This window comes from Rhodococcus sp. MS16, from assembly GCF_013277795.1.
Lineage (GTDB): Bacteria > Actinomycetota > Actinomycetes > Mycobacteriales > Mycobacteriaceae > Rhodococcus_F > Rhodococcus_F globerula.
This window is the reverse complement of sequence record NZ_VBTM01000006.1, coordinates 46174-67032: the sequence shown is the minus strand read 5'-3', so window position 1 is coordinate 67032 and position 20859 is coordinate 46174. Positions and strand designations below refer to the sequence as shown.

Annotated in this window: 19 protein-coding genes and 2 tRNA genes; 14 read left to right on the top strand and 7 right to left on the bottom strand. The window is 61.9% G+C overall.

All coding sequences use genetic code 11. The features are described from left to right. Positions 1-23: 23 nt before the first annotated feature. Positions 24-2102, bottom strand: a complete 2079-nt coding sequence (locus FEZ60_RS18105) for a TPM domain-containing protein (RefSeq protein WP_172936679.1) — start codon at positions 2100-2102, stop codon at positions 24-26. A 183-nt stretch (positions 2103-2285) separates the two neighbouring features. On the opposite strand from FEZ60_RS18105, the gene FEZ60_RS18100 reads away from it, so the two are divergent. Together FEZ60_RS18100 and FEZ60_RS18095 are read left to right on the top strand one after the other, a co-directional pair. After that, complete coding sequence (locus tag FEZ60_RS18100; protein ID WP_230590072.1) at positions 2286-2864, top strand: YdcF family protein; 579 nt, start codon at positions 2286-2288, stop codon at positions 2862-2864. An 11-nt stretch (positions 2865-2875) separates the two neighbouring features. After that, complete coding sequence (locus tag FEZ60_RS18095; protein WP_095885929.1) at positions 2876-4174, top strand: deoxyguanosinetriphosphate triphosphohydrolase; 1299 nt, start codon at positions 2876-2878, stop codon at positions 4172-4174. 4 nt (positions 4175-4178) lie between these two features. On the opposite strand, the gene FEZ60_RS18090 is transcribed toward FEZ60_RS18095, so the two are convergent. Continuing rightward, positions 4179-4694 carry a VOC family protein gene (locus FEZ60_RS18090; protein WP_172936678.1) on the bottom strand — a complete coding sequence of 172 codons (516 nt, stop codon included), beginning with the start codon at positions 4692-4694 and terminating at the stop codon, positions 4179-4181. A gap of 67 nt (positions 4695-4761) precedes the next feature. Between FEZ60_RS18090 and FEZ60_RS18085 the strand changes: the two genes are divergently transcribed. Continuing rightward, the gene (locus FEZ60_RS18085; RefSeq protein ID WP_242484693.1) at positions 4762-5556 is read left to right on the top strand and encodes a helix-turn-helix domain-containing protein; all 795 of its coding nucleotides are present in this window, start codon (positions 4762-4764) and stop codon (positions 5554-5556) included. Between the two features lie 49 nt (positions 5557-5605). Further along, positions 5606-7525 (top strand): DNA primase, encoded by a 1920-nt coding sequence (gene dnaG, locus FEZ60_RS18080; RefSeq protein WP_033233056.1) that lies wholly within the window; start codon positions 5606-5608, stop codon positions 7523-7525. On the opposite strand, the gene FEZ60_RS18075 is transcribed toward dnaG, so the two are convergent. Then, entirely contained in the window at positions 7526-7777 is a 252-nt protein-coding gene (locus tag FEZ60_RS18075; protein WP_033233058.1) for a hypothetical protein, read from the bottom strand. A gap of 136 nt (positions 7778-7913) precedes the next feature. Here FEZ60_RS18075 and FEZ60_RS18070 point away from each other — a divergent pair. Beyond that, positions 7914-7986, top strand: a tRNA-Asn gene (locus tag FEZ60_RS18070). Positions 7987-9183: 1197 nt separating this feature from the next. Here FEZ60_RS18070 and FEZ60_RS18065 read toward each other — a convergent pair. Beyond that, complete coding sequence (locus tag FEZ60_RS18065) at positions 9184-9396, bottom strand: transcriptional regulator (RefSeq protein WP_172936676.1); 213 nt, start codon at positions 9394-9396, stop codon at positions 9184-9186. 103 nt (positions 9397-9499) lie between these two features. Next, complete coding sequence (locus FEZ60_RS32555; protein ID WP_230590060.1) at positions 9500-9697, bottom strand: hypothetical protein; 198 nt, start codon at positions 9695-9697, stop codon at positions 9500-9502. 178 nt (positions 9698-9875) lie between these two features. Here FEZ60_RS32555 and FEZ60_RS18055 point away from each other — a divergent pair. Continuing rightward, positions 9876-9949: transfer RNA gene (locus tag FEZ60_RS18055), tRNA-Ile, on the top strand. 62 nt (positions 9950-10011) lie between these two features. Next, positions 10012-10530, top strand: a complete 519-nt coding sequence (locus tag FEZ60_RS18050; protein WP_172936675.1) for a DinB family protein — start codon at positions 10012-10014, stop codon at positions 10528-10530. Here FEZ60_RS18050 and FEZ60_RS18045 read toward each other — a convergent pair whose 3' ends face one another. Further along, on the bottom strand, positions 10531-12003 hold the full coding sequence (locus FEZ60_RS18045; protein ID WP_116103061.1) for a mannitol dehydrogenase family protein: 1473 nt from the start codon (positions 12001-12003) through the stop codon (positions 10531-10533). 7 nt (positions 12004-12010) lie between these two features. Next, positions 12011-13021 carry an NAD(P)-dependent alcohol dehydrogenase gene (locus tag FEZ60_RS18040; RefSeq protein ID WP_045067896.1) on the bottom strand — a complete coding sequence of 337 codons (1011 nt, stop codon included), beginning with the start codon at positions 13019-13021 and terminating at the stop codon, positions 12011-12013. Positions 13022-13162: 141 nt separating this feature from the next. Between FEZ60_RS18040 and FEZ60_RS18035 the strand changes: the two genes are divergently transcribed. From FEZ60_RS18035 to FEZ60_RS18005, 7 genes are all read left to right on the top strand, one after another. Next, entirely contained in the window at positions 13163-14161 is a 999-nt protein-coding gene (locus FEZ60_RS18035) for a sugar-binding transcriptional regulator (protein WP_033233071.1), read from the top strand. Positions 14162-14242: 81 nt separating this feature from the next. Continuing rightward, on the top strand, positions 14243-15577 hold the full coding sequence (locus tag FEZ60_RS18030) for a sugar ABC transporter substrate-binding protein (RefSeq protein WP_116103063.1): 1335 nt from the start codon (positions 14243-14245) through the stop codon (positions 15575-15577). Then, entirely contained in the window at positions 15574-16524 is a 951-nt protein-coding gene (locus tag FEZ60_RS18025; RefSeq protein WP_033233075.1) for a sugar ABC transporter permease, read from the top strand. Before FEZ60_RS18030 ends, FEZ60_RS18025 begins: the two co-directional genes overlap by 4 nt. Then, positions 16524-17390: a carbohydrate ABC transporter permease gene (locus FEZ60_RS18020; protein WP_045067029.1), complete on the top strand. Its 867-nt coding sequence runs from the start codon at positions 16524-16526 to the stop codon at positions 17388-17390. The genes FEZ60_RS18025 and FEZ60_RS18020 overlap by 1 nt, the downstream gene beginning before the upstream one ends. A gap of 45 nt (positions 17391-17435) precedes the next feature. Next, positions 17436-18530 carry a sn-glycerol-3-phosphate ABC transporter ATP-binding protein UgpC gene (gene ugpC / locus FEZ60_RS18015; RefSeq protein ID WP_045067030.1) on the top strand — a complete coding sequence of 365 codons (1095 nt, stop codon included), beginning with the start codon at positions 17436-17438 and terminating at the stop codon, positions 18528-18530. A 92-nt stretch (positions 18531-18622) separates the two neighbouring features. Continuing rightward, a complete protein-coding gene (locus FEZ60_RS18010) occupies positions 18623-19534 on the top strand; it encodes a carbohydrate kinase (protein WP_116103064.1) in 912 nt (303 codons plus the stop codon). Positions 19535-19706: 172 nt separating this feature from the next. After that, positions 19707-20834: an NDMA-dependent alcohol dehydrogenase gene (locus FEZ60_RS18005; RefSeq protein ID WP_033233085.1), complete on the top strand. Its 1128-nt coding sequence runs from the start codon at positions 19707-19709 to the stop codon at positions 20832-20834. The last annotated feature ends 25 nt before the right edge of the window (positions 20835-20859 follow it).

Below are 20859 nucleotides of genomic sequence, written 5' to 3'. Positions count from 1 at the left end.
TTTTACTACCTCGGGTAGTTGACTCAGAACCGGCCGCCGCCGCCACCGCCGCGACTGCCGCGTCCTCCACCGCCGCCGCCGAACCCGCCGCCGCCGAATCCGCCGCCCCGGCCGCTGCTGCTCGGACCGCCGTACGAACGCGGTCCACCGCCGCCGCCACGGAGAACGCTGTTGATCAGGATGCCGCCGAGAATGGCGCCTGCCGCGTTGCCGCCGCCGCTGCCGCCGCGGGGACGCTGGTTTGCCTCCCATGTGCTGACGTCGCTCTGGGCCGCCCGCAGAGCATGGGTGGCCAGCGTTGTTGCAGCCTGCGCGTGCTGCAGAGCCGTCGACGGATCGGTGCCCTGCAACTGCTGAGCTGCCTGCAGATGGCGCTGCGCCTCGGCGTAGCGGGTGCGGGCCTCGGCGCCGATGACGCCGCGTCGCGTATTGAGGAAATCGCCGGCAGCAGTGACCTGTGCCTGGGCCGCCAGGATGTCCTGCGCGAGGCGCTGCTGCGCCCGTTCGAGCTGTTGCTTCTGCTCCTGAGCCTCTGCGAGCAATGCGTCGAGTTGTGCGTCGGCGGCCACAATCTGGTTGAAGGCGCCGAGTGGATCACTGTCCTTCGATGTCTGGGCGTGAGCCAACGCGGCTTGTGCACCGGCCTTGGCGGCGGCCAATCTATCGCCGCCCTGGGCCAGGTAGGCGTCGGCAGCGGTGATGCCCTGCTGAACGTCGTCCATCGCGGCGGGGAGGGTAGCGATAGCGTTGCGGATGTCGTCTGCCGCGTGATCCACGGCGTCGAGAAGTTTGCGAGCCTGGTCCAGCGCGGCCTCCGCGGTCCGAATCGCTGTGACGGCAGCGCCCTGCTTACCGGCGGGCAAGGCAACGGCGTCGCGGCCCTGCTCGATGGACTGCTCGGCCAGAGTCAAACGTTCTCCGGCCATGGTGACGTTGCCGGCGACCGGCGCCAGGGTCGGAGCCGGGAACTGGTTCTTCAGCTCGTTCAGGATCTTCTCGGACTCCGGCAGGCGCACGCTGACGGCTACAACAGCCTGAGTCAGGGCATCGAGGCGAGCGGGCGCGTTGATGAGAAGGTCGCGCATCGTGTCGAACTCATCGACCCGCGCATCGAGTTCCTGATCGGCACGGCCACACGAGGAAATGATGTCGATGAGCATCTGGCGCCGCTGCTCGGGTGACTCCGGGATGGCGTCGTCGAGCTTCTGCCTGATGCCGAAGGCTCCGGCGAGTGTCGCCTTGGCCTTGTCGAAAGCCTGGGCAAACGGCGCGACGGCCGCATCACCGAATTCGCTCCGCGCGAGTTCGAGTTCTTCCTGACTCGACGCGATGGCGTTGTCGGTCTCGACGAGAATGGCCTGAGCTCGCTCGTCCAGCGTCGGCAAGGGAAGTGCGTTCAAGGCGGCGATGTCGTCGGGTGCGATGTTTTTTGCGGCCTCGAGGCTGGCCTTGTCTCGGTCGCTCTTCCGCTTGCGTGAGTACAGAACCACTCCACCGGTTCCGACGATGACCGCGCCGCCGCCGATGAGGAGTGTGCTCACGGACATGCCGCCGCTCTTGGCGTTTGCGTCACCGAGCGCGCCGGCGGTGGCGATTGCCGCACCTGCCCAATCACCGTCGGCGAGAGCCGGTTCCGTCGCGTCGGACTTGATGGAGTCGATGTCGGATTGTGTGATGTTTGTCAGACCTGGCGGCACGTCGAGGTAGTAGGCGCCCTCCGTGGTCGCGACGGCAAGCAGGACGTCGGTGCCGCTGAGAGTGGACTTCGTTGCTGTCTGATCAGCCCACGCCTGGCCACCCATCTCGTTGAAGTCGGGGACAAACGCAACCCACAGATCAATCTGATGGTCTTCGCTGAGTTGGTCGAGCGCAGCTTGGATGTCCTCCTTCTGGCCATCGTTGAGCACACCAGAGGTATCGGTGATCTGGTTGGGAAGGACCAACGGCGGATCAGCCGACGCAGTGGCAGGACTGAAGATCAATGCCAGGATCGCGAAGATCGCCGCAACGGCGCTCGCGCTGCCCCAACGCCGGATCGGCCGGACGAATGCCCGGTCGTGGTCTGCTGGAGACGACTGCTCGATGTGTGCTGCGAAGGCCATGACGCAAATCTAACCGTTATGGCGCGTCGGCAGCGCGGGGGAGCGATCAGGGCTGGCACAATTGCGGGAGTGAAACCAGCTTTCGGCAACCGCTCCCGCAACTCTGCGCCCTCCGGGGCTGGCGGCGGCTTCGGCGAAGGTCTGGCTCGATGGACCCGACGCCTCATCGCCGGGGCTCTACTGATGACCTTCGTCTTGATCGGCGGAACCGCGGTTCGGGTCTGGCAGGTTGCGCGGATCGACGACACGACACCAGCCGACGCGATTGTTGTTCTCGGAGCCGCTCAGTATTCGGGAACTCCGTCGTCGGTGTTCGAAGCCAGGCTCGAGCAGGCGTACAAGCTGTACAAGCGTGGGGTAGCGCCGCAGATCATCACCGTCGGCGGCAAGCAGGAAGGTGACGAGTACACCGAAGCCGCGTCCGGAAAGATGTATCTCACGGACCGCGGGATTCCGTCAAGTGCGATTACCGCTGTGGAAACCGGCTCGGACACCCTGCTGAGCATTGATGCCGTCAGCGACGAAATGGCTTCGCAGGGAATCAATTCCGCAGTTCTGGTCAGTGACCCGTGGCATTCCCTGCGCACTCGAACCATGGCCCGCGACACCGGCCTCGAAGCCTGGACGGCGCCGACCAGACAAGGGCCGGCCGTGTTCACCCGTGAATCCCAACTGCATGGCATCGCGCGCGAAACCGGCGCTCTGCTCTGGTACCAACTGACGCACTTCTCCGCTGACTTCCCCTACACGGCAGGGCAATAGGAACAACCGAAATGACGGCACACACCACGTACGGCGGCGGAACCTATTCCGAGCACGATCTGGAGCGCCGCATTGTCGAGGCTCCGAAGCGAGCGGGATTGCCCGGAACTCAGATTGCCGCCGCCCAACATCGATCCGACTTCTCGCGGGATCGCGCTCGCGTGCAGCACTCCGCGGCGCTACGACGCCTGGCCGACAAAACCCAGGTAGTCGGTCCTCGCGATGGTGACACCCCGCGTACCCGGCTCACGCACTCGATGGAAGTTGCGCAGATCGGTCGCGGTATCGCCGACGGCCTCGGCTGTGATCCCGATCTCGTAGACCTCGCCGGTTTGGCCCACGACATCGGGCACCCTCCGTACGGGCACAACGGTGAGAAGGCACTCGACGAGGTCGCGAAAGACTGCGGCGGGTTCGAAGGCAACGCCCAGAACCTGCGCATCCTCACGAGCCTCGAACCCAAGATCTTGGGGCCCGACGGTCGCAGTGCCGGACTCAACCTCACCCGGGCTTCCCTCGACGCCGCGATCAAATATCCGTGGACCAGGCCGGAACCCGGAGCCAAGTTCGGCGCCTACGACGATGACGCCGATGTGCTGGCCTGGGTCCGCGACGGAGCGCCCGGGCGTCGGCAAGCATTGGAAGCTCAGGTCATGGACTGGGCCGACGACGTCGCCTATTCGGTGCACGACGTCGAGGACGGGGTGATTGCCGGCCGTATCGACCTTCGGTCACTGGCCGATCCGAGCGAGCAACGGGCACTCGCCGAGTTGGGTGCCTCGGAGTTTCGCGGCCTGGTGATCGACGATCTGATCGACGCTGCGCAGCGGTTGTCGGAACTGCCCGTCGTGCAGAGCGTCGGCAGCTACGACGGGACCCTGAACAGTTCCGTGGCATTGAAAAACCTGACCAGCGAATTGGTCGGACGCTTTGCGACGGCAGCCATCGCCCGCACCCGGCTGACCAACGGAGACCGGCCGCTGTCGCGGTACCAAGCAGACCTCGACATCCCCGAAGCGGTGGCATCCGAAGTAGCGCTGCTCAAAACCGTTGCGCTGTATTACGTGATGTCCGACAACGGGCACAAGGCCCGCCAAGACCGTCAACGTGACCGAGTTCATCGCGTCGCGGAATGGCTGCTGGCGACCGCGCCCGCCGGATTGGACCCCATCTTGCTGCCTGCCTGGGAGCGAGCGGAAAACGATGCGGCGCGCACCCGAGTTGTCGTGGATCAGATCGCGTCGTACACGGAGAGTCGCCTCGAGCGGGTCGACAAAGCCAGCCTCGGCGCGCAGGCCAGTTGGGGCTGACTGCTCAACTCGACGGCGTTTGCGTCAGCGCCCATTCTGCGACCCTGCGCGCACTCTCGGCTTCGCTGAGGTCCTCGACGCGCGTCATGATGGACCAACGCACGCCGAAGGGGTCGCGGATCGAGGCAAACCGGTCGCCCGAGACGAACGTGCTTACCGATTCACGAACGGTCGCGCCGGCTTGTACTGCGCGCTCGACGACGGCGTCGACATCTGAGCAGTACAGGCCCATCGAGTAGGAGTCGGCGTCGCCGGAAGGTGCCTCGACGAGGCCGTAATCGGGGTTGGGTTCGCCGAGTTGGAGCCGACCGTTTCCGAAATCGAGGTCGGCGTGGACGACGACGCCGCTGAACTCGGTGATTTCGACGACGCGTGCGCCGTACACCGACCGGTAAAATTCAATCGCGTCGGCGGCTCCCTTGATCGCCAGAAACGGGGTCAAGCTCGTCGAGCCGTGCGGGATGCCGTCTGTTGTGTGCTCGCCGGTCACGCCCTGCTGGGAAATGCTGTCTGCGTTCATGAAACGAAGGTAGCGCCGTCAGATGGGCTGTGGCTTGAAGATTTGCGACGAACGAGGAGGACGGCAGTTGGTCACGCCCAATGACAGTCGCGGGATTCTGTACCCGACCAAACTCCCGACGTTCCACCGCGAACCGGCCGACGCCTCGTTGGAAGGGCGTATCCGCTGGTTCTGGATTCCGCGATGGCAGCTGGCGCCCGGCCGAACTGTCCGACAGGAAGTGCTGCCGTTCCCCGCTTCCAATCTCGTGGTCGAACCCGGCGGGGTGTCCCTGGTCGGCCCGTCGACAGGGGCGTCGCACCGTGACCTGTCCGGCAGTGGCTGGGCGGTGGGTGCACTGTTGCGGCCGGCGGGCCTCGCGTCGTTGCGCGCTGATCCGCAGACCATCCAGAACACCGAAGTGCAGATTGCCGCGTCGGACTTGCATGAGGCAGTGATGTCGGCGATGGGTGAGGCTGACCACGAGGTGGGTAGGCAGCGTGCGATTGCGGCTTTCTCCGAGTGGGCGGCCCAGCACATTGCGGCCGACGACGAGAGTGGTCGACTGGCAAATGCCATGGAAGACCTGATCGCTTCGGATCGGACAGTGATCCGTGTCGGTGATATCGCCGAACTTCTCGGCACCTCCGTCCGTGGTGTTCAACGCCTTGCCCAGCGATACGTCGGGTTGCCGCCATTGGCGATCATTCGACGCTACCGACTTCAGGAAGCCGCACAACGGCTACGCGAAGATCCGTCGGTGAAGATCGCGCAAGTGGCGGCCGACCTCGGTTACGCAGACCACGCCCACCTGTCCGCCGACTTCCGCAACGTCCTCGGTTTCACACCGAACTCCTACCGCCAGACTCCAGACCACCCGTGACGAACTTGCCGTGTCAGGCGCAGTTCGTGGACCGCCTAGACTGACATACGTGGCGGGCCGAATTTCTGACAGAGACATCGCGGCCATTCGCGAACGCACACGCATCGAAGACATCGTCGGTGAATACGTCTCGCTCAAGCGTGCGGGTGGCGACTCCATCAAGGGGCTGTGCCCGTTCCACGACGAGAAGTCGCCGTCGTTCCACGTTCGTCCCAACCATGGGCTTTATCACTGCTTCGGTTGCGGTGAGGGCGGCGACGTCTACTCCTTCTTGCAGAAGATGGACCACATCAGTTTTGTCGAGGCTGTCGAGCAGTTGGCCGACCGGCTGAACTACTCGATCTCCTACGAGGGCGGCGGTCCCTCGGTTCAGCGCGATCGCGGCACCCGTGCGCGCTTGATCGCGGCCAACGCGGCAGCGCAGGAGTTCTATGCGGCGCGCCTGCGGGAGCCAGACGCCCAAGCTGCGCGCGACTACCTCACCGAGCGAAATTTCGACGGCGCTGCGGCCTTGCAGTTCGGCTGCGGCTACGCCCCCGAAGGCTGGGACACACTCACAAAGCACTTGATGGCCAAGGGATTCGAGTTCAAGGAACTCGAAGCCGCCGGCCTGGCCAAGGAGGGGCGACGCGGCCCGATCGACCGTTTCCATCGTCGACTCCTGTGGCCCATCCGGAGCGTTGCCGGCGACGTAATCGGCTTCGGTGCCCGCAAACTTTTCGACGACGACACCATGCCAGGCAAGTACGTCAACACCCCGGAAACCATCCTGTACAAGAAGTCTCAGGTCTTGTTCGGCCTCGATCTCGCGAAACGCGACATCGCCAAGGGACATCAGGCTGTGGTGGTCGAGGGATACACCGACGTCATGGCGATGCATCTGGCCGGCGTCAAAACTGCGGTCGCGTCGTGTGGCACCGCATTCGGCGAGGAACACCTCGCGATGCTGCGCCGACTCCTGATGGACGACAGCTACTTTCGCGGCGAAATCATCTACACCTTCGACGGCGATGCCGCGGGGCAAGCTGCCGCGATGAAGGCTTTCGAGGGCGATCAGAAGATGGCCGGGCAGACGTTTGTTGCCGTCGCTCCCGACGGAATGGACCCGTGCGATCTCAGGCTGGCGTCGGGCGACGCCGCAGTCCGCGACCTCGTGGCGAGGCGCACCCCGATGTTCGAGTTCGTGGTCAAGTCGATACTCACCGAGCATGATCTCGACACAGCGGAAGGTCGCGTCGAGGCTTTGCGTCGCACCGTTCCCGTCGTCGCGCAGATCAAAGAATCGACCCTGCGTGACAGTTACGCGAACCTGCTGTGCGGATGGGTCGGGTGGGACGACCTGCCGTCCGTGCGTCGACGTGTCCGTGACGAAGCTCGCAAACGTGCGTCCACCCGAGGTTCCTCACCCGCGCCGAAGCGGCGTCAGGTCATTCCGGAGCCCAGCGACGACGCCCTTGCGCTCCCGATCGGCATCTCACGGCCCCGGCCCAACGATCCGGGGCTGTCCACGCAGCGAGCGGTGCTCAAAGCGGCCCTGCAGTACCCAGGGATCGCCGGAACGGTGTTCGACTCACTGCCCGTCGAGACGTTCACTCATCCCGCCTACGTGGCAATCAGGCAGTCGATGTCCGACGCCGGAGGCACCAGCAAGGGTTTCGGCGGCGCCGAATGGATCGAGGTTGTCACCAAGGGGGTCGAAGATGTGACAGTTGCCTCAGTGATCTCCGAACTTGCCGTAGAACCGATGCCATGTGACGAGGACACAGTTCCCCGCTACATCAGCGGCGTGCTCGCGCGACTGCAGGAGGCTTGGGTTGGCGAACAGGTCGCAGACCTCAAATCGAAACTGCAGCGCATCTCACCCGCAGCAGCACCGGACGAGTACAACTCGCTGTTCGGCGACCTCGTTGCCCTCGAGCAGTACCGCCGACAGCTGCGTGAGCAAGCCGTCGGCGACAACAGCGTCTGACTAGCGGTTCTTCTTCAACTGGTCATGAGGGATCAGGATCGTGGTTTCCTCGTTGATCGGCTTCATGGGCTCCAATTTCGGCTGCGTGCTGAGCGAATCAGCCAGCTTCTGACGCGACGCGTCGAGCACCTTCTTCGTGGCAGGACTGGTCGCCACCGCCTTCGCGGCCCGACTGATCTGTTCGTACCGGGCCCGCCCTGCTTTCGTCCCCAGGACGTACCCAGCGGCAACACCGATCAACAAACGCATCATTCCTGCTTCCCTCCAGCACCGATCGTCCTGACTCCATCCTGCCTGATGACTCGCTGGGCAGGCGATTTGGTACTTCGGCGGTGGATTCGCTACAGTTTCTCAGGCAACGCCGGAACGGGCGAAGCGAGCAAGACAATCCCCTGTAGCTCAATTGGCAGAGCTTCCGACTGTTAATCGGACGGTTGCTGGTTCGAGTCCAGCCGGGGGAGCGTTCAGAAGAATCCCTGATCCGCAGCAATGCGGATCAGGGATTTTTTTGTTGCACGGTTATGTCGACGGCCTGCCAGGCGCCGCGTGACCGACAGCTGTCATTCGAATGTGTGTGCGAAGATTCTGATATGTCTGTCGAGTCTGCGCCGACCAGTTGCCCCAGCGGGCACGCCCTCACCGGTGGCACCTGTCTCGTCGGATGGGAAGTCTGCGGCTGTGTGACGGCCGAGAACGGCGGGCATCGAACGCACTACTGCCGCAAGTGTGGCAAGACTGTGCGAACGCCGCCATGCGCCGGTGCCATGCCGCAGGCTGATCGCTGGCGCAGTCGGTAGATCTATGCCGCCGCAGCCCGGCTGTCTATGACAGACCGTCAGGTTAGTTGTTGTGAGCCTCGTGACCGCAATGATTCGAGGGCTGGCGCTGACCGGCTGGATCCGGACGGGTACATCAGAATATCCAGGGGAGGTATTCGTCCGAGATTTGATCGTTGTCAGCAGGTAGGAAGCTCACAACGCACTGGGAAGATAGTGCACCTGGTCTTCCTGCACGGCCAGGTTCATGACTGCCTCGTATGCCTCCGGTAGTGGGTGCTCACACACTCCTCCAGTCGGAAAAGCAACTCTCACACCGTGTCCTACGGCATCGACCAGCCAAACCACAGGGGTAGGAATGGTCGACCCAGTGGGGCACTCGCCCAACCACGGACGATCGAGCGAGGGCTGCGCCAATTCAGCGATGACTCGCGTCAAATCACCGCTTCTCCTCGTCTGCCTCAGGATCGCCCCACTGTTGTCGTCCGCGAACTTCAGGAATTCGCACACCACCACCGATGTCGGTTGGAAGCTCTCGGGAATCGTTCCTGCCGGAGGCAATGGGTCTACTAGGTACTCCGGTGACTGGACCGGTATCGGAATGACCGCCTCGAGCACGTCAGGCGCCAGACATGTGGGTTGCCCGATAATCTGCCCCTGCGGGGCAGCTGCCGGGGACCGTCGGTCGTCCACAATCTGGAAAGCAACAACTACCCCAACCGCGAGAACAGCAACGGAGCCAGCCAATACCGGCCCCAAACGACATCGCCGCATACCTGACACCATGCCAACTATGCCGCTAGTGGACACATTCCGCCGCGTCTACAAGATGATCGCCCGGACGAGCCCCCGAGGCTGCATGGCGACTCAGCCGACTGGCGGCTATTCGAAGTGCGCGCCGGGGCTGTGGGTTTGGTTGACGTCGAGCGTGACCTCGACATCCCCGGCAGGAACATCCGTGAGAAGGTGCACCGCGTCAGCGACCATGTCGGGAATCTGATCGAGTCGGCGTGCTTGGGTGAATGCGCCGTCGACCTCGGGCACCTCGACGGCCCACCAATCGCCGGATTTCGAGACTTTGGCGGTGACCTTCATTTGTTGCCCTTCCTGTCGGTGGTCGTTCGAAGTCGGTGGTTGTCTGAAGCGAAAGCCCGGCGCAGGATTCTGCGCCGGGCTTCGGTGTTCATGGTGCGAGCGACTACTTCGCTGCGCGGTCCGAAGGCTCGAACAAGCGAACGATGTGGGCCGGGTTGATGTAGTAGACCCCGTTGGGGGAGTTGAGCACCAACGTGTCCTCGGAGAAGTCCTTGACGGTGCCGTTGAGCTTTGCGCCGTCGGACATGATGATCCGGATCGTGGCCTTGGAGTTCTTGAATTCAGAGAGTGCAAGCTTCATGTGATGATCCTGTTCAGTGGGGTGTGCTCTCCAACGTTATCGGGTTCCGGCACCCGTGCGAACCAAGTCGAGGTACCTGCTCCGATATGAGTTACACCAGTCACACCCTGCCCGGTTGTGATTCGCGTCAGCGGTGCCGGTAACATTCGGACGCGCCGAGATGTCATGCAACTCGGATGGGGCGGTAGCTCAGTCGGTTAGAGCCGTGGACTCATAATCCATTGGTCGCGGGTTCGAGCCCCGCCCGCCCCACAACTCTCTTCCACGATCGGCGATGGAATCAATACCCGCCGTGAGCGGACTATTCTCGGGCCATGCCGATCACGCCGGACACAAAGAACTGGACCTGGGTGCTCGAACGCCCGTGCACAGAGTGCGGGTTCGACTCGACCACCATCACCTTCGCTGATGTTCCCGATCTGGTTCGCAGGAATGCTGCGGCCTGGGGTGAGGTGCTGCAGCGCGAGGACGTGACGGTACGGCCGAACAGCGAAACCTGGTCGGCGTTGGAGTATTCCGCCCATGTGCGTGACGTGTTCAGGATTTTCAGAGCCCGGTTGGAGCAGATGCTCACATTCGACGATCCGCACTTCGAGAACTGGGACCAAGACGCAACAGCAATTGCCGAGCGCTACAACGAGCAGGATTCGGCGACAGTCGCTTCGGAATTGGCCGACGCTGCTGAAGCCGTCGCGAGCGCATTCGAATCAGTCGCGGAGAGGCAACTGGGGAGGCGTGGACTCCGCAGTGACGGATCGGCGTTCACCGTCGAATCATTGGCCATGTACTTCATTCATGATCCGATCCATCACTTGCACGACGTGTCGGGGTAGTCAGAGCCCACGCACCTCCTCGAGAGTTTTTCGGGCACCGACGGAGTGCAACGAGTCGAGTGTTGTTCGGAAGCTTGCGACAAATCGTCGGTTGTCGACCAGATCTCCGAAAACGGCCCGGTTGCCGATGAAGGCGAGTGGGTCGACCGCCTGCTTCCGAGCAAGGGGCACCAACGTGTCTGCTAATTGATCGACCACAGTGATCGGGTCGCCGTTCTCGTCGACGCCCTCGGCGTAGCGCGCCCAACTGGCCACGATTGCGGTGGACAGATTGATGGGTCCTCCAGTATCGAGTTGCTTGCGGATCACCGGCAAGAGCCACTTGGGAATTCGATCGGACGATTCGGCGCACAGACGCGCAATCGTGTCACGAACCTGTGGGTTCGAGAAGCGTTCGATGAGCGTCTTCTTGTACTGATCTAGGTCGACGCCGGGGACCGGATCCAGGGTCGGCGTTGCTTCGAGGTTCATGTAGTCGAGCAGGAACCCGGACAGGAGTTCGTCCTGGCATGCCTCGTGAACGAGTCGGTATCCGGCGAGATAGCCGAAGTAAGCGATGCCCTGATGGCTGGCATTGAGGAGACGCAGCTTCATGAGTTCGTACGGGCGCACGTCCGGCACCACATTCACGCCGGCATTTTCCAAAGGTGGCCGGCCCACCGTGAACTCGTCCTCGAGGAACCACGCGGTAAACGGTTCCGCCGCGACAGGCCATTGATCGTCGACGCCGAATGCCTGGGCAATCTCGGCGGTCACCTCGGCTGTCGTGACGGGCGTGATCCGGTCGACCATGGAGTTGGGGAACGCACCGTTCTGCTCGATCCACTCTGCAAGTTCCGGATCTTTCAGGGCGGCAAAGGCTCCGAAAGCTGTTCGTGCGACGGCGCCGTTTCCTTCGATGTTGTCGCAGCTCATTATCGTGAAGGGTGCGAGGCCGCGTTCTCGGCGAAGGGCGAGAGCATCGCAGACCAGTCCGAACGTCGTGCGGGGGAGAGCTCCTGGCCGAAGATCATGTACGACATCGGGATTGGATGCGTCGAACTCACCGGTGGTGTGCGAGATGTTGTAACCGCCCTCGGTGATGGTGAGGGACACGATCTTTGTCGACTCCGACGCCATCTTCTCGATGACGGCGCGTGGATCGTCCGGAGCAAACAGGTACTCGACAATTGACCCGATGACTCGGCCTTCGAGCGTTCCGTCAGCATGCTTGAGCGCCAGCGTGTACATACCGTCCTGAGCGCCGAGCGCATCCTTCATCCGCTTGTCCGACGGCATCACTCCGACGCCGCAGATTCCCCAGTCGAAGCCTTCTCCTTGGCGTAGGAGGGTGTCGATGTACATGGCCTGATGCGCGCGGTGAAAGCCGCCGACACCAAAATGCACTATGCCGGTGGTGACTTTGCTCCGGTCGTAGTTCGGCACTTCGAGTGAAGCATCGAAGTCGCGCAAGGTCTTCGTGTTGAGTTCCATGAAAGTTCTAGTCTCCTTCGGCGACGATGACAACGGCCTTGATGCTGCCGGGGACGCGATCGGCTTCCAGCGCCTCGCGCGAGCGTTCGAGTGAAAAGCGGGCTGTGACCATCGAATCCAGGTCGACGCGACCGGACGCGACCAGTGCCGCGGCGATCGGCCACGTGTTGGCGTATCGGAACACGCCGGTGAGGACGAGCTCGCGACCCTGAATGATGGGGACGGGCAGCGGGATTTCGTCTGCGCCCATTCCGACCAACACTATTGTCCCGGCCGGCCGAACAGCATGGATGCCGTCGATCACGGCGGCTGTGGCTCCCGAGGCGTCGATGAACGCGTCGACGCCGAGTGAACGTACATCGCTCTCGCGGGGATCCACCACGGTGGTGGCGCCGAATTTCAGTGCCACCTCGCGTCGGGCGGCGTCGATGTCCGAGACGATGACCTCGGTGGCGCCAAAAGCCTTGGCTACCTGTGTCGTCACGATTCCCACCGGTCCGGCGCCCGCGATGAGTACTCGGGACCCACCGGTGATACCCGCCTTCTGGACGGAAGCGATGCCCACAGAGAGTGGCTCGAACAGCGCTGCGGCTTCATAGGACACGGAATCGGCGATGGGATGTGCGAAGTCTGCGCCAATGGTCACGTAGTCCGTCAACGCACCGTCTATGGGAGGCGTCGCGAAGAACTCCATGTGAGGGCAGAGGTTGTATCGGCCGGATTTCGATTCCGAACTGGTCGGATCGGGCTTCTGTGGCTCGATGGAGACCCGTTGTCCGATGCGACTGGGATCAACGCCGTCCCCGACGGCTGCGATCCGACCTGACGCCTCGTGCCCGAGAACGAGGGGAGCCTCGACGACGTAGGGGCCGATGCGGCCTTCGCGAAAATAGTGGGCGTCCGATCCGCATACGCCAACCGCATGGACGCGGACGAGCACTTCGCCAGGCCTGGGCGACGGTCGCGGTCTTTCCTCCATCTGCATCTTTCCGACTGAAATAAGGACATTTGCCCGAATTGTCGCAGGTAGATCGATGGATTCACCGGAAACTGTTGTGTGGGTCACAACGTAGATGTTAGCTTAATGAGCATAAGAACATCTAGTGAGCATTTGCTCACGATCAAAAGAATCAACCAAAAGAATCAACGAGGAGAACGCGTGAACCAGTCGGCTCAGCCAACGGGACTCAAGACGTCGAAGACGCCGGCGTCCGAGGATGTCCGACTCGCGCTGCGCGCGGCAACGATGTATCACCTCGAAGGGGCTACTCAGGCGGAGATCGCGGCAAAACTCGGTGTCTCGAGGCCGACGGCGGGCCGCTTGCTGGCTCGGGCGCGGTCGCAAGGCTTGGTCAGGGTCGAGATCTTGGTTCCGCCGGAGTTGGAAGGTTCGGTGAACACGGAATTGGAGTCCGAGCTCGAGAAGCGTTTCGGCCTGGCGGAAGTTTTGGTTGTCCCCGAAGCGAATTCGGATTCAGACGATCCCGACTACGATGCGTTGGGCCGTCGCGCTGCTGACGTGCTGGTTCGGCGTCTGCAGCCGTCGAGCGTTCTCGGATTCACGTGGGGGCCGGAAACCGTTGCAGTAGCGGGTTCTTTGCCGGACCGGGCGGCAAAGTGCTCGGCTGTGGTACAACTTGACGGCTCCATGACGGTGACCGACTATCAAACCGGCGTTGACTTCACTATCGGCCGATGTGCACAACAGTTGCAGGCCAATCCGATTCGCCTCAATGCTCCGTTGTACGCCGATCCGGCGACTGTGGAGTCGATGCAAAACGATTCGGTCATATCAAAGGCGCTGCAAGCTGGAACCGATTCCGACATCATGGTTTTCGGTGTTGGCGCCGTATCCACGGCCACCACGTTGTTTGCCGGTAGCTTTGTCGACTCGACCATGCTGGACGAGTTGGAAAGTCGCGGCGCGGTCGGCGAAATCGGGGGCCGTTTCTACACGATCGACGGAACTCCAGTGGAGGGGCCACTACCCGAGCGCACGGTATCCGTATCGCTCGACGCAGTGAAATCCTGTGATCAGACCATTCTGATTTCGGGGGGAACACACAAACGCCAGGCCGTTCTGGGCGCATTGCGCGGAGGTTTGGCACACGTACTCGTCACCGATGTCGAGTGCGCCCAGTGGCTGCTCGAAAGCTAGCTCTCTCACGAGTTCTGCCGGCTGAGCGTGCAACTGACACGTGAGTGTGAAGGAAGGTAATCCGTGAAAACAGGAAGACGAGTGTGGGGCGCTGCTGCTGCGGCTCTCTGCCTCCTGGTGTCGGGATGTGCGGGTGCGGGCGCACTCGGTGGTTCCGGCGAACGAACCGTCACCATTGCGATGGTGTCGAACTCACAGATGCAGGACGCCATCAAATTGGCACCCGCTTTCGAAGCCGAGAACCCGGGGATCGACCTCAAGTTCGTCAGCCTCTCCGAGAATCAGGCGCGCGCCAAGATCACGGCATCGACGGCTACGGGCGGCGGTGAATTCGATGTAGTCATGATCAGCAACTACGAGACGCCGCAATGGGCTGCCAATGGTTGGCTCGTGAATTTGTCCGAGTATGCCAATGCCACACCGGGTTACGACGAAAACGACTTCATTCCGTCGATCAAGACGTCCCTGTCCTACGAGGACAGCATGTACGCCGTTCCGTTCTACGGTGAGTCGTCGTTCCTGATGTATCGCAAAGACTTGTTCGACCAGGCCGGCATCACGGTTCCCGAAGATCCGACGTGGCAGGAAGTTGCCGGTTGGGCAGAGCAGTTCGACAACCCAGACGCCAAGATGTCGGGCATCTGCCTTCGCGGAAAGCCTGGCTGGGGCGAGGTCCTCGCACCACTGAACACCGTGATCAACACCTTCGGAGGTCGCTGGTACGACGAAGACTGGAATGCTCAGCTGACCAGTCCGCAGGTGGAAGACGCCGTTCAGTTCTACGTGGACACCGTCACGGAACATGGTCAACCAGGTCCCGCGACCAGTGGATTCGGTGAGTGCGCAACACAATTCGCGCAGGGCAATACCGCAATGTGGTACGACGCGACGTCGGCGGTGTCGGTTCTCGAAGATCCCGCGTCGTCGAAGGTGTTCGGAAACATCGGCTACGCCAAGGCTCCGAAGGTCGAGAAATCCGATCCAGGATGGCTCTACACGTGGGCGCTCGGGATCCCGGAGTCGGCCCAGAACAAGGACGATGCGTGGAAGTTCATCTCGTGGATGACAAACAAGGATTACATCCAGCGAGTCGGCACGGAGCTCGGCTGGTCGAGGGTGCCGCCGGGAAGTCGTCTTTCGACGTACGAGATTCCGGAGTATCAGGAAGCGTCCAAGGCATTCGGTGAAATCACCCTCGAATCGATCAACAACGCAGATCCGAAAAACCCTACAGTGCAACCGGTTCCGTACACCGGAGTCCAGTTCCTCACCATTCCTGAGTTCCAGGATCTGGGCACTCGCGTCAGCCAGCAGATCAGCGCTGCCATCGCGGGTCAGAAGAGTGTGAAAGAAGCACTCGAACAATCGCAGCAGTATGCCGAGGTGGTCGGCAAGACCTATCAGGAGAACCGATGACTACGGTTGCTGAGCCCAGAACTGCGGTGGACGACGCGCCGCCGGTCCGAATCGACAAGAAGATCTCCCGCGCCGAGGGGTGGCGTCGTCGAGGTCCGTTGTTGCCGGCGTTGATCTTCGCGATCGTCGTCACCCAGATTCCGTTCCTGTTCACGCTGTACTACTCCACGCAGTCGTGGAACCTCGTGCGGCCGGGATCACGGCATTTCAATGGGTTGGACAACTACATCGAGGTGTTCAAGGACAGTCAGTTCCGTGAGGTGGCTGTCAACACGGTCATCATGATCGTGGGAACGGTCATCGTGTCCGTGATCCTCGGACTGGCGCTGGCACTGCTTCTCGACCGGGCGTTCCTCGGCCGCGGGATTGTGCGAACGCTGCTGATCACGCCGTTCCTCATCACCCCGGTCGCCGGCGCATTGCTGTGGAAGACAACGATGTTCGACCCGGTGTTCGGCATCGTGAACTTCGTCCTCCAGCCGTTCGGTGTCGGCCAGGTCGACTGGGTGAGCAAGTTCCCGCTCGCGGCAGTCATGATCAATCTGATCTGGCAGTGGACCCCGTTCATGATGTTGCTGATCCTGGCCGGGCTGCAGTCCATGCCCCGCGACATTCTCGAGGCCGCGCGAGTCGACGGCGCCAAGCCGTTTGCGATGTTCCGCGAATTGACCTTGCCGCATCTGCGCCGATTCATCGAACTCGGCGCCGTGCTCGGTGCGATCTACCTCGTGAACACCTTCGACGCGGTGTACATGATGACGGCGGGAGGGCCAGGAGTCGCCAGCTCGAACCTGCCGTTCTACATCTACCAGCGTGCGTTCCTCGGCTTCGACGTCGGTCAAGCTGCGGCGATGGGCGTCGTGACAGTGATCGCGACCATCATCGTGTCGACACTCGCGCTCCGATTGATCTTCAAGAGCTTCACCGGTAATGAGGAGGCTGCGTGATGACTACCGTAGATACGACAAGCGCGACGACCGACAAGCCCGTAGTGAAGAAAAAGAAAAGCAGCAAGTTCAGTCCCTGGTCGGTAGTGGCGTGGATTGCCGCTCTGGGCTTCTTCTTTCCGGTCTTCTGGATGGTTCTGACGGCGTTCAAGACCGAGGCCGATGCCTACACGGATCCGCCGAAGTTGTTCTTCACCCCGACACTCGAGCAGTTCCGTGCCGTTCTCGATTCGGGTCTGGGTACGACGCTGGCGAACTCGGCATTTGCCACGGGAATGTCCACCATTCTTGTTCTGCTACTGGGTGTTCCAGCGGCGTTTGCGCTCTCGCTTCGCCCGGTGAAGAAGACGCAAGATGTGCTGTTCTTCTTCATCAGTACCAAGATGCTTCCCGTCGTGGCAGCGATCGTGCCGCTGTACGTGATCGTCAACGACATCGGATTGCTCGACAACATCTGGGCTCTGGTCATCCTGTACACGTCGATGAATCTGCCGATTGCGGTGTGGATGATGCGCTCGTTCTTCCTCGAAGTACCCGGCGAGCTCCTCGAAGCAGCCAGCATGGACGGCGCCAGTTTGTGGACCTCGGTTCGCGAGGTGATCTTGCCCCTGATCTCGCCCGGAATCGCTGCCACTGCGCTGATCTGCGTGATCTTCTCGTGGAACGAGTTCTTCTTCGCAGTCAACCTGACAGCTGTTCAAGCGCAGACGATTCCGGTCTTCCTGGTCGGCTTCATCACGGGCGAGGGCCTGTACTGGGCTCGCCTCTCTGCAGCAGCAACCATGGCGGCGTTGCCCGTCATCCTGGCCGGTTGGTTCGCCCAGAACAAGCTGGTGCGCGGCCTGTCCTTCGGCGCCATCAAATGACCCGGCGCAATCCACTAGTTCGCCCCACACTTTCAGGAGTTCGTCATGGCTGAAATCTCTTACCGGAAAGCGTCTTGCATCTACGAAGGTGCCGGAACCCTCGCTGTCGATTCGCTCGACCTCGATATCAAGGACGGTGAGTTCATCGTCCTCGTCGGACCGTCAGGATCAGGAAAGTCAACTGCGCTGCGCATGTTGGCCGGGCTCGAGGACATCGACTCCGGTGCAATCACGATCAACGGCAAGGACATGACCGATGTCCCGTCGAAGGATCGCGACATTGCGATGGTCTTCCAGAACTACGCCCTGTATCCCAACAAGACCGTCGGCGAGAACATGGGTTTCGCGCTGAAGATGCGTGGAGTTCCTTTGGAGGAACGAAAGAAGAAGGTTGCCGAAGCTGCAAAGCTCCTCGATCTGACGGATTACCTGGACCGCAAGCCCGCCAAGCTGTCCGGTGGTCAGCGTCAGCGAGTTGCCATGGGACGTGCCATCGTTCGTGAACCTCAGGTGTTCTGCATGGACGAGCCGCTGTCCAACCTCGACGCAAAGCTGCGGGTCCAGACACGTACGCAAATCGCGGCATTGCAGCGTCGACTCGGAACCACCACCGTGTACGTCACTCACGATCAGGTGGAAGCGATGACGATGGGTGATCGAGTCGCAGTGCTCAAAGGTGGCAAGTTGCAACAGTTTGCGTCACCGACCGAACTCTACGATCGTCCCGCAAACGCGTTTGTCGCTGGTTTCATCGGATCGCCGGGAATGAACTTGGTGACGGCGCCGGTCACGTCCGGCGGCGTTCGATTCGGATCCGTCGACGTTCCCTTGGAGCGAGAGCAGATGACGGCAATTGCTGCCGCCGGACTGGATTCAGTCACCGTCGGAATCAGGCCGGAACAATTCCAGGTGGTTCCCGCGGGAACCGGCATCGCCGCTCAGATCGATCTGGTCGAAGAACTGGGCAACGAGTCGTACATCTACGCCCATGTGCCGGGAACGGATGCCGACCCGATTTCACTCGTCGCACGTACAGGTGGGCGATCTCAACTGCAGTACGGCCAGACGCTCGGGTTCGAGCGGGTAGACGGACCGGTGCACCTCTTCGACCCCACGACGGGTGAGCGCGTGGGTAACTGAGTCCCCATCCGAAATCGTGCCCTGCTCGGCGCTCGAACTCGATCGCGCCGAGCAGGGCATTACCATGATCGCCTCAAAGTTAAGGTCTACCGATGAGTGATACCCGAAATCGATCCGTCGTGGTGTGTGGTGAGGGACTGGTCGATCTGGTGCCGGTGGGGGAGAACTTCTCGCCCAAGCTCGGCGGCGGACCGTTCAACGTCGCACTCGCGTTGGGCAGACTCGGGTCGGCCGTCGGGTTTGTCTCCCGATTGTCGTCCGACGCGTTCGGTGATCGCATGATCGAGTCGCTGACCGCGTCGGGCGTGGACACCAGTGCCGTGGAACGGGGTCCGGAGCCGACCACACTTGCCGTCGTCAATCTGTCCGACGACGGTAGCGCCCGGTACAGCTTCTATCTGGAGGGGACAGCGGATCGGCTTTTCAGTGCGCCGGAACTTCCCGACGCCCGCGCCTTCTCGTTCGGAACCCTCTCGCTGGTCTTGGAACCCGGAGCGTCGGCGTACGAAGCGTTGCTGTTCGAGGCGCATCGACGCGGACGACTGACCATGGTGGACCCCAATATCCGCCCGGCCGTCATCAGCGACCCCGACGCGTACCGTCGACGGTTCCGCACCTGGTTGCCGTCCATCGACATTCTCAAAGTGAGCGACGACGACGCGGCGTGGCTGGGTTCGGTCGACGGACGTGAGTGGCTGGCCGACGGTGTCGGAGCAATCTTGTTGACGCGAGGCGGCGATGGATTGACAGTGTTGACACCGGGATTCGAGGTTTCTGTACCGGCGCCGACGGTTCGAGTCGCCGACACCATCGGAGCGGGGGACACGGTGCACGGCGCTCTGTTGGCTTACTTGGAGCGCCACGACGCACTCGATCCGGCAGCTGTTCGCAGCTTCACGGCACCTCAATGGCAGGCGGCGCTGGAGTTTGCGGCGCGTGCGGCTGCCGTCACGGTGTCACGACCCGGCGCGGACCCGCCGTGGTCGGCAGAGTTGTCCCACTGAGTTGTCCCACTGAGCGGGCCGATACCGAAATACCCGGCACGTGTTTTCCCTGCTTAATTGGACGTCTGACCTGCGGCACGAAAACTTTCGTTAGAACACGTTCCAATTTCCGCTATTTGTGGCTATGGTCACAGTGATAGATGCGGGTGTGCGAATGAAAGGGTGAACTGACGTGAAGACCAAGGGTGCAATCCTGTGGGGCCTGGGCGAGAAATGGTCCGTCGAGGAGATCGAGATCGGCGATCCGGTAGCCGGCGAAGTCCAGATCCGCATGGAAGCGGCCGGAATGTGCCACTCCGATCACCACATCGTCACCGGCGCCACGCCGATGCCGTCGTTCCCCGTGATGGGCGGCCACGAAGGTTCGGGCGTCATCACCAAACTCGGCCCCGAGGTCTCAGGTCTCGAGGTCGGCGACCACGTCGTGCTGTCCTTCATCCCGGCATGTGGAACCTGTCCCGCCTGTTCGGCCGGACATCAGAATCTCTGCGACCTCGGCATGGGACTCCTCAGCGGTCAGGCAATCAGTGACGGCACGTACCGAATTCAGGCTCGCGGCGAGAACGTGATCCCGATGTGCTTGCTGGGAACGTTTGCCCCGTACATGGTGGTGAACCAGTCCTCGGTGGTGAAGATCGACAAGGACATTCCGTTCGAGGTTGCCGCGCTTGTCGGTTGCGGCGTGCCCACCGGTTGGGGATCGGCGACGCACATTGCCGACGTCAAGCCAGGCGAGGACGTTGTCATCATGGGCGTCGGCGGCGTGGGAATCAGCGCGCTGCAGGGTGCCGTTGCATCCGGTGCGCGGTACGTCTTTGCCATCGACCCGGTGCCGTGGAAGCGTGAGCAGGCTCTGAAGTTCGGTGCCACCCACGCGTTCGAGAGTGCCGCTGCGGCAATTCAACCCATCATCGAGGCGACACACGGACGGATGGCGCAGAAGACCATCATCACCGTCGGTGAGATGAAGGGCGAATACGTCGAAGAGGCGATGATCCTTACGGCCAAGGCCGGACGTTGTGTTGTCACTGCGATGGGGCATCTGACGGACATGGACGTCAAGCTCAATCTGTTCCTGATGTCGATGCTGCAGAAGGACCTCCAGGGCAACATCTTCGGCGGCGGCAACGCCCGCCAGGACGTTCCGAACCTGCTCGCGATGTACAAGGCGGGCAAGCTCAACCTCGACGACATGGTCACCCGCACCTACACCCTCGAAGGTGTCAACGACGGCTACCAGGACATGCTGGACGGCAAGAATATCCGCGGCGTGATCCGTTACACCGAAGCGGACTGGTGATCTACAGCTGAATTCGTGGGCCAGT

Excerpts from the sequence above, each read along its gene's own strand:
- FEZ60_RS18105 (WP_172936679.1), bottom strand. The coding sequence starts at position 2,102 with ATGGCCTTCGCAGCACACATCGAGCAGTCGTCTCCAGCAGACCACGAC.
- FEZ60_RS18100 (WP_230590072.1), top strand. The coding sequence starts at position 2,286 with ATGACCTTCGTCTTGATCGGCGGAACCGCGGTTCGGGTCTGGCAGGTT.
- FEZ60_RS18095 (WP_095885929.1), top strand. The coding sequence starts at position 2,876 with ATGACGGCACACACCACGTACGGCGGCGGAACCTATTCCGAGCACGAT.
- FEZ60_RS18090 (WP_172936678.1), bottom strand. The coding sequence starts at position 4,694 with ATGAACGCAGACAGCATTTCCCAGCAGGGCGTGACCGGCGAGCACACA.
- FEZ60_RS18075 (WP_033233058.1), bottom strand. The coding sequence starts at position 7,777 with ATGATGCGTTTGTTGATCGGTGTTGCCGCTGGGTACGTCCTGGGGACG.
- FEZ60_RS18065 (WP_172936676.1), bottom strand. The coding sequence starts at position 9,396 with ATGAAGGTCACCGCCAAAGTCTCGAAATCCGGCGATTGGTGGGCCGTC.
- FEZ60_RS32555 (WP_230590060.1), bottom strand. The coding sequence starts at position 9,697 with ATGAAGCTTGCACTCTCTGAATTCAAGAACTCCAAGGCCACGATCCGG.
- FEZ60_RS18050 (WP_172936675.1), top strand. The coding sequence starts at position 10,012 with ATGCCGATCACGCCGGACACAAAGAACTGGACCTGGGTGCTCGAACGC.
- FEZ60_RS18045 (WP_116103061.1), bottom strand. The coding sequence starts at position 12,003 with ATGGAACTCAACACGAAGACCTTGCGCGACTTCGATGCTTCACTCGAA.
- FEZ60_RS18025 (WP_033233075.1), top strand. The coding sequence starts at position 15,574 with ATGACTACGGTTGCTGAGCCCAGAACTGCGGTGGACGACGCGCCGCCG.
- FEZ60_RS18020 (WP_045067029.1), top strand. The coding sequence starts at position 16,524 with ATGACTACCGTAGATACGACAAGCGCGACGACCGACAAGCCCGTAGTG.
- ugpC (WP_045067030.1), top strand. The coding sequence starts at position 17,436 with ATGGCTGAAATCTCTTACCGGAAAGCGTCTTGCATCTACGAAGGTGCC.
- FEZ60_RS18010 (WP_116103064.1), top strand. The coding sequence starts at position 18,623 with ATGAGTGATACCCGAAATCGATCCGTCGTGGTGTGTGGTGAGGGACTG.